This is a genomic window from Nocardia acidivorans NBRC 108247, from assembly GCF_001625085.1.
GTDB classification, from domain to species: Bacteria; Actinomycetota; Actinomycetes; order Mycobacteriales; family Mycobacteriaceae; genus Nocardia; species Nocardia acidivorans.
Genome location: NZ_BDAW01000085.1, coordinates 1 through 11,949 on the forward strand (window position 1 = coordinate 1; position 11,949 = coordinate 11,949).

12 protein-coding genes and 1 tRNA gene are annotated in these 11,949 nt (G+C 67.5%); 4 read left to right on the top strand and 9 right to left on the bottom strand.

Annotated features, from left to right (window positions below):
- Positions 1 to 113 precede the first annotated feature (113 nt).
- Complete coding sequence (locus NA10_RS29915) at positions 114 to 719, bottom strand: TetR/AcrR family transcriptional regulator (RefSeq protein ID WP_067573924.1); 606 nt, start codon at positions 717 to 719, stop codon at positions 114 to 116.
- 91 nt (positions 720 to 810) lie between these two features.
- The gene (locus tag NA10_RS29920) at positions 811 to 1,983 is read right to left on the bottom strand and encodes a pyridoxal phosphate-dependent aminotransferase (RefSeq protein WP_067573926.1); all 1,173 of its coding nucleotides are present in this window, start codon (positions 1,981 to 1,983) and stop codon (positions 811 to 813) included.
- A 578-nt stretch (positions 1,984 to 2,561) separates the two neighbouring features.
- Here NA10_RS29920 and NA10_RS39645 point away from each other — a divergent pair.
- On the top strand, positions 2,562 to 3,455 hold the full coding sequence (locus NA10_RS39645) for a M23 family metallopeptidase (RefSeq protein ID WP_373862452.1): 894 nt from the start codon (positions 2,562 to 2,564) through the stop codon (positions 3,453 to 3,455).
- A 10-nt stretch (positions 3,456 to 3,465) separates the two neighbouring features.
- On the opposite strand, the gene purD is transcribed toward NA10_RS39645, so the two are convergent.
- Positions 3,466 to 4,752 (bottom strand): phosphoribosylamine--glycine ligase, encoded by a 1,287-nt coding sequence (purD, locus tag NA10_RS29930; RefSeq protein WP_067573928.1) that lies wholly within the window; start codon positions 4,750 to 4,752, stop codon positions 3,466 to 3,468.
- Between the two features lie 138 nt (positions 4,753 to 4,890).
- Here purD and NA10_RS29935 point away from each other — a divergent pair, with 138 nt between their 5' ends.
- A complete protein-coding gene (locus tag NA10_RS29935) occupies positions 4,891 to 5,316 on the top strand; it encodes an HIT family protein (RefSeq protein ID WP_067573985.1) in 426 nt (141 codons plus the stop codon).
- On the opposite strand, the gene NA10_RS29940 is transcribed toward NA10_RS29935, so the two are convergent.
- The 5 genes from NA10_RS29940 to NA10_RS29960 form a co-directional block, all read right to left on the bottom strand.
- Positions 5,292 to 6,755 carry a sensor histidine kinase gene (locus NA10_RS29940; protein ID WP_067573930.1) on the bottom strand — a complete coding sequence of 488 codons (1,464 nt, stop codon included), beginning with the start codon at positions 6,753 to 6,755 and terminating at the stop codon, positions 5,292 to 5,294. The two genes, NA10_RS29935 and NA10_RS29940, sit on opposite strands and share 25 nt — an antisense overlap.
- A complete protein-coding gene (locus tag NA10_RS29945) occupies positions 6,752 to 7,486 on the bottom strand; it encodes a response regulator transcription factor (RefSeq protein WP_067573932.1) in 735 nt (244 codons plus the stop codon). Before NA10_RS29945 ends, NA10_RS29940 begins: the two co-directional genes overlap by 4 nt.
- 122 nt (positions 7,487 to 7,608) lie before the next feature.
- Positions 7,609 to 7,680 (bottom strand) — tRNA-Thr (locus NA10_RS29950).
- Positions 7,681 to 7,847: 167 nt separating this feature from the next.
- On the bottom strand, positions 7,848 to 8,090 hold the full coding sequence (locus NA10_RS29955; RefSeq protein ID WP_067573934.1) for an MbtH family protein: 243 nt from the start codon (positions 8,088 to 8,090) through the stop codon (positions 7,848 to 7,850).
- Positions 8,091 to 8,229: 139 nt separating this feature from the next.
- A complete protein-coding gene (locus NA10_RS29960; RefSeq protein WP_067573936.1) occupies positions 8,230 to 9,033 on the bottom strand; it encodes an alpha/beta fold hydrolase in 804 nt (267 codons plus the stop codon).
- Between the two features lie 204 nt (positions 9,034 to 9,237).
- On the opposite strand from NA10_RS29960, the gene NA10_RS37795 reads away from it, so the two are divergent.
- Positions 9,238 to 9,408, top strand: coding sequence for a hypothetical protein (locus tag NA10_RS37795; protein WP_169812672.1), 171 nt, complete (start codon positions 9,238 to 9,240; stop codon positions 9,406 to 9,408).
- Between the two features lie 3 nt (positions 9,409 to 9,411).
- Positions 9,412 to 10,896 (top strand): alpha,alpha-trehalose-phosphate synthase (UDP-forming), encoded by a 1,485-nt coding sequence (locus NA10_RS29965; RefSeq protein WP_067573938.1) that lies wholly within the window; start codon positions 9,412 to 9,414, stop codon positions 10,894 to 10,896.
- Positions 10,897 to 10,953: 57 nt separating this feature from the next.
- Here NA10_RS29965 and NA10_RS29970 read toward each other — a convergent pair whose 3' ends face one another.
- A complete protein-coding gene (locus NA10_RS29970; RefSeq protein WP_281180271.1) occupies positions 10,954 to 11,895 on the bottom strand; it encodes an oxidoreductase in 942 nt (313 codons plus the stop codon).
- Positions 11,896 to 11,949 lie beyond the last annotated feature (54 nt).

Genomic DNA, 11,949 nt, shown 5'->3' on the forward strand with positions numbered 1-11,949 from the left:
TCGCTCCTCTCCCCGCTTCAATCAGTCCAGAACCGAGATGGGCCGCGAACTTGGAGTGCATGTCCTTGGGGGCATGTTCTTTGAGGGGTGGATGGCAATTGAGGCGGGGGCGATCAGGTGGGCGGAGCGACTATGTCGATCACTTCCAGGAGGGCGCCGCGGGCCATGCGCCTCGGTTGCGGGTCGGCCTCGCCGAGGGCGGTCACGACCGCGCCGTCGACGACCGCGACCAGGCGTCGGGCCTGCTCGGGGCGGACTATGCGGTCGGAGCGGCGCAGTACGTCCGCCAGGAGTTCGTCGAGCTGGGCGCGTAGTCGGAGTTGGACCTCGCGCAGTTCGGGGTGACGGGCCGAGGCCACCGAGCGCTCATAGCGGGCGATGAGCTGACCGCGGGCATCGGCGTCGGCGTGTTCGGGGCCGACGAGCAGATCCAGCACCAGGTCCACGGTCGCCTCCGCGGCGCGGCGGCGATGGGTCACCTCGCCGACGCGGCGGCGCATGGCCTCGATCTCGGCATTGCCGGAGAATTCGACCGCGCGCGCGATCAGATCCTCCAGCGATTCGAAGTAGTAGGTGGTGGACGCGAGCGGTAGCTCCGCACGCGTCGCCACCGAGCGGTGCCGTACCGCCTCGAAACCACCCTCGAGGAGTAGCTCGGCGGCGGCACAAACCAGCGCTTGGCGACGCCGTTCGCCTTTCGGAGTCGTCGCAGTGGTCACGGATGCAATCGTGCCAGTCCTCATCGGTTCATCTGTGCCGAATCTGTGCGATCTGTGCTGATTCCCTACGAACCGGGTTCCCGGGGACCGTTCAGGTCAGATAACGTCCCAACCGGTCCAGTGCTTCTTCGATATCCGCACCCGCCCCCGCGAACGAGAACCGCACGGTGTGAACACCGTTCACGGTGTCGAAGTCGATACCGGGCGCGAGCGCGACACCCGTGTGATCGAGCACCTCGGTGCACCACGCCATCGAATCATTGGTCAGGTGCGCGATATCCGCGTACACGTAGAACGCGCCATCGGCCGGAGCCAGATCGGTGATGCCGAGTTTCGGCAAACCCGAAAGCAGCACTTGCCGATTCGCGGCATAGCGCGCGACGTGTCCGTCGAGTTCGGCCTTGGCCTCCGCGCCGAAGGCATGCACGGCCGCGCACTGGGAGATCGCGGGCGGGCAGACGGTCATATTCGAGGCCAGGCGTTGCAGGGCCGGGCGCATACCCTCGGGGACCAGCATCCAGCCGAGCCGCCAACCGGTCATGGAGAAGTACTTGGAGACCGAGCCGATGACGATCGACTCGCGGGAGGTCTCCCACGCGGACGAGGTCGGTTCGGCGGCGCTGGACAACCCCGTGTCGTACACGATCCCGTGATAGATCTCGTCCGAGATCAGCAGCGTGCCGTGGTCGTCGCACCAGCGCGCGAGCGCGGCCAGCTCGGCCGGGGCGATCATGGTCCCGGTCGGATTGGCCGGGCTCGCCACGATCAATCCGGCGGGCGGCTCGGGCAGCGCCTCGAGCATGGCCACGGTGGGCTGGAAGCGCGTCTCCGGACCGCAATCCAGCTCGATCACCTCGCAGCCCAGCGCGGTCAGCGTATTGCGATAGGCGGGATAGCCCGGCCTCGCCACCACCACGGTGTCACCGGCGTCGAAAGCGGCCAGGAAGATCAGGGTGAACGCGCCCGACGAACCCGTCGTCACCACCACGTCATCGGCGCCGACCCGTACGCCGTAGGTGCTCCGATGATGTTCGGCGATCGCCTCGCGCAGCGGCAGAATCCCGAATGTCTCGGTATAACCCAGCAATTCGGAGTCCATGGCCTCTTTGGTGGCCCGCAAAACCGCCCGCGGAGCTGGGGTTGAGGGCTGTCCGGCGGCCAGTACCAGCACATCCCCGTGAGTCCGGGCCCGTTCAGCTGCTGCCTTCCAGACATCCATCACGTAAAAAGGTGGAATGGTCGACCGGCGAGATTCGATACGCACTCGACAGACGGTAGAGCACCAACTCCCCCGCCTGTCCCGCAATGGCCGCCGGAATGCCTGAGGAGGCTCGCATGCAGGGGGGACCGGCAACCACCGAGGAGAACTCGGCGGCAGATCATCGCGATGCCGCACCACCGGAGACCAGCGACACCCGTACGACCGCGCCCTCCGCGCTGAACCGAACCCCATCCACCGCCGAGGACCCCCGGCCCATCGAAGACCCCAACGCCGGGAATGACCCGGACCCCGGAACGGACCCTGACTCCGGAACGAACGCGGACCCGAGAACGAACGCGGCCTCCCGAACGCACGCGGACCCCGGAACGAACGCAGACTCCGCAACGAACGGACAGGAGTCCGGAACCGACGCGGAGAAGTCCGGAACCGACGCGGAGAAGTCCGGAACCGATGCACAGGAGTCCGGAAGCGATGCGGAAGAGTCCGGGCGGCGCGAGTTCCGGGCGGGCGTGGACAGTTTCCTGCCCGGGGTGCGGCTGCGACTCGACGCACCGGGCAAGGCGTCGACCATCGCCCGCGCACAACTCGCCGGGGGCGCGCGGGCCGGGGCGCGGGCGCTGATCCGAGCGCGCGAGCAGGCGCCGGTGGTTCGGGATCACGCCCTCGAATTCTGGGGTCGGCGACCACGATCCCGCGCCGAGCTCGACGAGCTGGTTCAGCGCGGCAGGGGCGAGGTGCGGCGGCAGGCTCCGGCGGCGCGCGCCTGGGCGATTCGGCATCGGGTGCTGATCGGCGCGATGACCGCGGTGCTGGTCTTCGCGGCGGCGGACAGCGGGCTGGGCCTGATCCCGACCGACGCACCGGTGGAACCCGGTGTGGCGCTGCGGGTTCCGGTGGCGAACCCACTCCAGGTGCATACCGCCGCGGAGTCCGCGAAACGGTATCTGGACGCCATCAACAATGGTGAGCGCCTGCGTGAGTCGGCGGTGGTGGCCGCGGCGGCCCGCTCGACCCTGGAACGCGCCAAGGCGGAAGCGGCCGCGGCGGTCAATGGTGAACAGCAGCCGTGGATGGTGGGTCCGGCCCCGGCGGGCACCCTGCCGCCGGGCTTCGTCCTGCCCGGAGCCGGTGGTTTCGTGCTGCCCGCGGTGGGCGCGTTCACCTCCGGATTCGGTTCGCGCTGGGGCACTTTCCACGCGGGTATCGATATCGCGGGCCCGCTGGGCTCACCGATCTACGCGGTGGCGGCGGGCACGGTCATCGATGCGGGCCCGGCGCAGGGTTTCGGCCTGTGGGTGCGCATCCGGCACGATGACGGCACCATCTCCGTCTACGGGCATATGTACGACTTCTTCGTCTCGGTGGGCGAGCGCGTCCCGGCGGGTATGCAGATCGCCCGTATCGGCAATCGCGGTGACTCCACCGGTCCGCACCTGCACTTCGAGATCATCATCAACGGCCAGCACGTGGACCCGCAGACGTGGCTGGCCCAGCGCGGGATCTCGCTGAACTAGCTCCGAGGGGCTAGACCGCCGGTTCGGGGACGGTGATTCGGCCTTCGACGGCGGCGAGGGCGATATCGGTGCGGAAGTGCCCGCCGGGCAGCTTGATTCCGGCGAGGCGGTCGTAGGCGTTCTTGCGCGCCTCGGCCAGATCCGCGCCCTGACCGACGATTGCGAGGACACGGCCCCCGGAGGACACGATCGAACCGTCTTCGCGCAGTGCGGTTCCCGCGTGCAGCACCTCGGATTCGGTTCCGGTGCCGGAGGATTCGGCTCCGGTGATGACATCGCCGGAGCGCGGACGCCCCGGGTAGTTCTCGGCGGCCAGCACCACGGTGACGGCCGCGCCGTCCTTCCAGCGCGGCGCCTCGGCCTCGGCCAGGGTTCCGGTGGCGGTGGCGTAGAGCAGTGCGCCGAGCGGGCTGTCCAGCAGCGCCAGCACCGCCTGGGTCTCGGGATCGCCGAAGCGGCAATTGAATTCGATGACCGCGGGTCCGGCCGAGCCGACGGCGAGCCCGGCGTACAGCAGTCCGCTGAACGGCACGCCGCGCCGGACCATTTCGGCCGCAACGGGTTTCACCACATCATCGACGATGGCCCGCAAGGTCTCATCGGTCAGCCACGGCAGCGGCGTGTACGCGCCCATACCGCCGGTATTGGGTCCGGTGTCCCCGTCGCCGACGCGCTTGTGATCCTGCGCGGGCAGCAGCGGCACCACGGTCTCACCGTCGACCAGGCAGAACAGCGAGACCTCGGGGCCGTCCAGGAAGGACTCCAGCAGGACCGGATGCCCGTTCTCCAGCAGTTCGGCCCCGTGTACGCGAGCCACCGAACGGTCGGCCGTCACTACGACGCCCTTACCCGCGGCCAGCCCGTCGTCCTTGACGACCCAGGTCGGCCCGAAGCGATCCAGCGCCGCGTCCAGCTCACCCGGATGATCGACGATCTCGCTGTGCGCGGTGCGCACGCCCGCCGCGTTCATCACATCCTTGGCGAATGCCTTGGACCCTTCGATTCGGGCGGCCGCGGCGGATGGTCCGAAGGCCGGAATCCCGGCCGCGCGCACCGCATCCGCGACACCGAGCACCAGCGGCACCTCGGGCCCGACCACGACCAGGTCGACACCGAGTTCCTGGGCGAGCGCGGCCACCTCCTCGCCGGAGCTGGGGTCGACGGCTCGCACCGCGACATGCTGGGCGATTCCCGCGTTCCCGGGCGCGACCGAAACCTCGGTCACCGCCGGGTCCCGGCGCAGGGCCAGGGCGAGGGCATGTTCACGGGCTCCGGAACCGATGACGAGTACGCGCACGGCAGACAGCTTAAAGCGTGCGTGCCGATGGTCACCGGGCGGTTCATCCACGGTGTGCGTGATGTTCGCCCGCGGTACCCGCCGGGTTCGGTCCCGGCGCCGGGGCGCGGGTCACCCACCGCGCGTAATCTGCCGAACATGGCTTCTGTTTTCTCAATGATCATCGAAGGTCAGCTGCCGGGCCGATTCGTCTGGGAGGACGACGAATTCGTCGCCTTCCTCACCATCGCCCCGGTGACGCAGGGGCACACGCTGGTGGTGCCGCGCAAGGAGATCGACCAGTGGCAGGACCTGGATCCGGAGACCATGGCCCGGTTGACCGGGGTCGCCCAGAAGATCGGCCGTGCGGTGCGGGCCGCCTGGGATGCCCCGCGCGCGGGTCTGCTCATCGCGGGTCTGGAGGTGCCGCATCTGCACCTGCACGTCTTCCCGGCGTTCGAACTCGGTGACTTCGACATCACCGCCGCCGATCCGGAGCCGAGCAAGGAATCCCTCGACGAGGCGCAGGCCAAGATCAAGCAGGCGCTGCGCGATCTGGGTTACGGCGCCAATGTCCCGGACTGACCGGTTCGGGGCAATCGCACACTGAAGGTCGTCCCCTCCCCCGGCGCACTGGTCACCGACACCTCACCACCGTGCGCGGTGACCAGTGCCTGCACGATCGAGAGTCCCAATCCGGTGCCGCCGCTGACCCGGCTGCGGGAGGCGTCGGTGCGATAGAAGCGTTCGAAGACCCGCTCGGCCTGTTCCGGCGCGAGTCCCGGCCCGGTATCGGCCACCTCGACCAGGACATCCTCGGCGTCGGGGGTGAGCCGCACGGTGACCGCGGCCTCGGGTGGGGTGTGCACGAGCGCGTTGTTGAGCAGATTGGCCAGGATCTGCCGCAGCCGGGTCTCATCCCCGGCGATCTCCAAAGTCCCGGTGCCGGAACGGATTTCCAGATCGATGGACCGCTCGGGCCCGTCCCCCCGCTGTACCGCGGCGAGCGCCCGGGCATTGTGCACCGCATCGCTGGCCAGGGTGAGCAGATCCACCGGCCGCCGCTCCACCGGCCGCTGTGCGTCCAGCCGGGCAAGCATGAGCAGATCCTCCACCAGCAGTCCCATCCGCTTGGATTCGCGTTCGATGCGATCCATCAGCATTTCGGGTTCGGTGATCGCGCCCTGCCGGTACAGCTCGGAGAAGCCCTTGATGGTGGTCAGCGGTGTGCGCAGTTCATGGCTGGCGTCGGCGACGAACCGCCGCATCTTGGCCTCCGAGCGCCGCGCCCCCTCCTCCGATGCCTCGGTGGCGGCGAAGGCCTGCTGAATCTGGGTGAGCATGGTGTTCAGCGACCGCGACAGCCGATCCACCTCGGTGTCGTTGCCGCGCACCGGAACTCGCTGATGCAGATCGCCACCGGCAATGGCTGCCGCGGTGCGCTCCACCTCTTCCAAGGGTCGCAGACTGCGCCGGATCACCAGCCGCGCGACGATCGCCAGCGCGGCCATCACCAGCGCCCCGATCACCACCTGCAACAGGATCAGCCGATCCAGAATGCTCTGGGTCTGATCCATCCGCAGCGCGACGATGCTGGAGCCGTTCTGATTGGTCAGCCGCATGACCCGCCACTCCTCGCCGGAGTTGCCGATCGATCCGACGGTGATCGGATGCCGCCCGAGATCGTCCGGCACATCGGGCTGCCCGGTCCCGACATCCAGGTGCAGGGTGAGCTGCCCGGTCGAATCCAGTACGCGCACATAGAGCAGATCGGCCGGGCGCTCCTTGCCCGCCGGCGGTGCGGGCAGGGTTTCGGGCCGGCGCGCACCGGGCGCGGCCCAGCTGTGCGCGGCCTCGCTCAACTGCCGGTCGATGCGATCGATGAGCACATCGCGCATGAGGGTGGTGACCGCGATTCCGGAGACCAGCAGCCCGATGCCCGCGAGGGAGACCAGCGCCAGGGCCAGGGTGGTGCGCAGCGGTACCGCGGCGAGCCGATCCGACAACCGGGCGCGTGGGCTCATTGAGCGGCCGACCGGCGATGCGGCTCCCGCATGACGTAGCCGACCCCGCGCAGGGTGTGGATGAGCCGATCCGGTCCGATGTCGACCTTCTTGCGCAGATAGGACACATAGGTCTCGACCACGCCCACCTCGCCGCCGAAGTCGTAGCGCCACACGTGATCCAGAATGCGCGGTTTGCTCAGCACCGTGCCCGCATTGACCATGAAGTACCGCAGCAGCGTGAACTCGGTGGGCGACAACGGAACCGGCTCACCCGCCTTCCACACCTCGTGGGTGTCGTCGTCGAGTTCGATATCGGCGAAGCGCAGCCGCGAGGACTTCTCCTCCGGCGCGGCCCGCCCGGCCCGCCGCAGAATCACCCGCAGCCGGGCCACCACCTCTTCGAGGCTGAACGGTTTGGTGACGTAATCGTCTGCGCCGAGGGTCAATCCGGTGATCTTGTCCTCGACCTCGTCGCGCGCGGTCAGGAAGAGCACGGGCGCGTCGATCCCGTCCGCGCGCAGCCGCCGCAGCAGTCCGAACCCGTCCATCCCCGGCATCATCACATCGACGATGAGCGCATCCGGCCGGAACATCTTCGCCCGGTCCAGCCCCTCGGTCCCGGATCCGGCGCTGGCCACCTCGAACCCCTGGTACCGCAGACTCACAGAGAGCAGCTCCACGATCATCGGCTCGTCATCGACGATCAGCACTCTGGCTTCGGCTTCACGGGACCCGGGCACACCTGTCATGACCTCATCCTGCTGCCCGGATCGTCGAACTCCCTGTACCAAGCCTGGGAGTTTCCTGGGAACGATCGGGGAGAAAAAGAACCGCCTCCCCACGACCGGAGTCGTGAGAAGGCGGGGTCGCGAGCCCCCCGTCGGGATTGAACCGACGACCTTTCGCTTACAAGGCGAGTGCTCTACCACTGAGCTAGGGAGGCGGAAAGCGGTGCCATCATAACCGGGGAGGTCGGCTGCGCGGAAAAGCCGACGTCCCGGTCGATCGATACATCAGTGAGCAGGACCGAAAGCGGCCGTGCGGCGCTCGTGACGCCACCGACCGCGTTCCGGAACCGTTCCTGCGCAGTATCTGGTCAACCGCTGTGTGTCAGGACTTCGCCGCCTGACGGGCCGCATCGTCGGCGGCCATGGCATCTCGAAGGCTCTTGGGACGCATATCCGTCCAGTTCTTCTCGACGTACTCGACGCACGCGGCGCGCGAGTCCTCACCGAACACCACCCGCCAGCCCGCCGGAACCTCGGCGAATGCGGGCCACAGGGAGTGCTGTTCCTCGTCGTTGACCAGGACGAAGAACCGGCCGTCTTCATCATCGAAAGGATTGGTGCTCATTTCACCTCACTGGATACTGGCGCTTGTACAGGAACGCTGACGGATCATCTTGCCACTGGGTTGGCACCACAGCGCAAGGACGAGCCCCCGACGTTGATTCGACCCTAGCAAGGGTCGCGTTGCGGCTGGGCGGTTACCTTCAGGCCGCGAAGAATTCCAGCAGGATCTTGTTCACAGCCTCGGGTTGTTCCAGGTAGCCGAAGTGCCCGGCATCCGGGACCTCCTGATACCGCGCGCCGGGAATGGCCTCGGCGACCTCGCGGGACAGGTAGGGCGGAATCATCCGATCGTCCGCGAAGCCGACCGACAGGCAGGGCACGGTGATTCCCCGGTAGGCGGCGGTGCGATCGAAGTCGTGGTCCATGCGGCGCTGGGCGCGCACGCCCGGCGGCACCGGGCCGCCGGTGAATTCGAACAGGTCCAGCCAGTCCCGGGCGGCATGGGTATCGGCCAGGGTGGCCGGGGACAGGTTCATCAGCGCGGAGATGGCGGCCTCGTACTTGGCGGGCAGGCGCACCCCGGAGGCGTCGAGTTCGTGCTCACCGGCCGAGAGCGTCTTCTGCAGCTGATCCAGGCGGGCGTGCCCGGCCAGGAAGACGGCCTTGCGCACCAGATCCGGGCGGGCCAGCGCCAATTCCTGGGCGACCCGCGAGCCCATGGACTGGCCGACCACCAATGCCGGTCCCTCACCGAGGAATTCGATGAGTCCGGCGGTATCACGGACCAGTTCGTCGATGGTCATGCCCTGGGCGGCCTCGTAGGACGGCGCGATACCGCGATTGTCGAAGGTGCACACCCGGTATCCGGCCGCGACCAGCGCGGGCACCTGATGCAGTTCCCACACCCGGCCGCCGCTGCCCGTCCCCATGATCATGACGACCAGCGGCCCGGACCCCTTGATCTGGTAGTTCAGCGAGATTCCGTGCACCGTGGCCAACGGCATTACTGCGATCCCTTCACCTGATTCCAGCGACGTTTCCTGTCACCACCGTAAGCCAGGCCGATCGGCCCGGACATCCGCAGGTGAATCGTCCGCATCGCGCATTGCGTTTCGGGCTCGCTGTACACGCGGGACGGAGTTCGGCGTCGAGCTGCGGATAGTATGGGGGCCTCGCAAGCTGAGCAGACTTTCCGAGAGGACATGATGATGGCCGCGAACAGCAGCGCGAAAGACATCGCGGACGACGATCTGGAACCACTCGCCGATGAGACAGCCCGACAGGCCCAGCGTGTCGTAGCCGCGTACGCCAGCGATGCCGATGAATGCCGCACGCTGCTGTCGATGCTCGGTATCGGCCCCAATACGCGGGGCGAATGAGACGTGAACCCGGATAGCGCCGGTTCAGGTTTCGTCGTCGTCGCCAACCGCCTGCCGGTCGACCTCGAGAAACTGCCGGACGGCACCACCCGCTGGAAGCGCAGCCCCGGCGGTCTGGTGACCGCATTGGAGCCGGTGCTGCGAAACAACAAGGGCGCCTGGGTCGGATGGGCCGGCGTACCCGATGTGGATCTCGATCCGATCGTCGAGGACGGTCTGGAACTGCATCCGGTACCGCTGTCCTCCGAAGAGGTCGCCGACTACTACGAGGGTTTCTCCAATGCCACCCTGTGGCCGCTGTATCACGATGTGATCGTGCGGCCGGTCTACGACCGCAAGTGGTGGCAGGCGTATGTGCAGGTGAATAGGCGTTTCGCCGAGCACACCGCGAAGGTGGCCGCGGAGGGCGCGACGGTCTGGGTGCAGGACTACCAGCTGCAGCTGGTGCCCAAGATGCTGCGCATGTTGCGTCCGGATCTGACCATCGGTTTCTTCCTGCACATTCCGTTCCCGCCGGTGGAACTGTTCATGCAGATGCCTTGGCGCACAGAGATCGTCGAGGGTCTGCTGGGCGCGGATCTGATCGGTTTCCATCTGCCCGGTGGGGCGCAGAACTTCCTGTACCTGGCGAGAAGACTTGCCGGACAGCCGACTTCGCGCGGCAATGTGGGTGTGCGCTCGAAACTCGGTGTGGTGCAGGTGGGTTTCCGCACCGTACGGGTGGGCGCGTTCCCGATCTCCATCACCTCCACCGAGCTGGACGAGTACTCGCGCCGCCGCAGCGTGCGCGAGCGCGCCTCGAAAATCCGTGCGGAGCTTGGCAATCCGAAGACGATCCTGTTGGGCGTGGACCGCCTGGACTACACCAAGGGCATCGATATCCGGTTGGCCGCGCTCGAGGAACTGCTGCACGAGGAGCGCATCGATCCCGCCGACACGGTGATGGTGCAGTTGGCCACCCCGAGCCGCGAGCGGGTGGACTCCTACATCCAGATGCGCGGCGATATCGAACGCCAGGTGGGCCGGATCAACGGCGAGTACTCCCGGGTGGGTTATCCGGTGGTGCACTATCTGCACCGCCCGATCCCCCGCGAGGATCTCATCTCGTTCTTCGTGGCCGCCGATGTCATGGTGGTGACCCCGCTGCGCGACGGCATGAACCTGGTCGCCAAGGAGTACGTGGCCTGCCAGGGCGGTCTGAACGGCGCGCTGGTATTGAGCGAGTTCACCGGTGCGGCAGCGGAATTGCGCCAGTCGTACCTGTGCAATCCGCACGATCTGGAGAGCGTCAAGGAGGCCCTGCTCGCCGCCATCGAGGACGATCGCGACACCCGTCGCCGCCGGATGCGCGCCATGCGCCGCCAGGTGCTCACCCACGATGTGGACCGCTGGGCGCGCGCCTTCCTGGACGCGCTGGCCCAGGATCGGGTGGCGGGCAGCGCCCTGCTCACCGATGACGATGTGGATCCGGGCATGAGCCGGAACTGATTCCGAACACCCTGTGGCCCAGCCCCGCATACCTTGCGGGGCTGGGCCGCGGTCATATCAGCCGAAGTCGTAGGTGACGCCGGTGAGCCGCTCGGATTCCACCCACAGCTTGCCCGCCAGTTCGGGATCGCGGGCCTGCTCGGTCCCCTCGGTCAGTTCGGGATAGCCGCGCAATCCGTGTGCGGGCCCGTAGAATTCGCCACCGCGCGCCCCCGGATCAACGGCCGCCCGCAGTGTGGGCAGCGCACCCATCTCGGTGCTCTGCAGCATCCAGCTCGTCGCCCAGTCGATGGCGGGATGCTTCAGCATCCGCACGAATGGACTCATATTGTCCACGAAGTCCGAGTGCGCCGCCCCCGGATGCGCCGCCAGCGCGATGAGTTCCGCCGCCGTCCCATTGAGCCGCCGCTGCAATTCGAACGTGAACATCAGATTCGCGAGCTTGGACTGCCCGTACACGCGCATACCCTTGTACGCGCGCTTCTCGTAGCCCAGATCATCGAGATCCAACACGGTCGACCCATGCCCCGAACTGGCACTGCTGACCGTCACCACACGGGCCCGCTCCGCCGCCAGCAACCGATCGAACACCAGCCCGGTGAACGCGAACGGCCCGAGATGGTTTGTCGCGAAGGTGGTTTCGAACCCATCCGCGGTCTCACCGCGCTCCCGATTGAGCGTGCCCGCGTTATTGATCAGCAGATCGATCCGCTCCCACCGCTCGCGCACTTCGGCGGCGGCTTCCCGCACCGAAGCCAGCGACGAAAGGTCAAGTCGCACAAGGGGCAATTCCGCATCGGGCACGGTCGCCCGAATGACCTCGGCTGCCGCGGTGGCCTTCTCGGGATTCCGGCACGCCAGCACAACCGTCGCGCCCCGCCCGGCGAGCCGCAATGCGGTCTCCAACCCGAGACCCGCGCTCGCGCCGGTCACAATGGCGGTGCGCCCGTGCAGATCCGGCATATCAGCCGTGGTCCACGGCGACTTCTTGTTACCCACAGCGCGATCCTGACTGTTCTGGTCGAGAGTTCCGACCAGCAGCCTAGATCGACT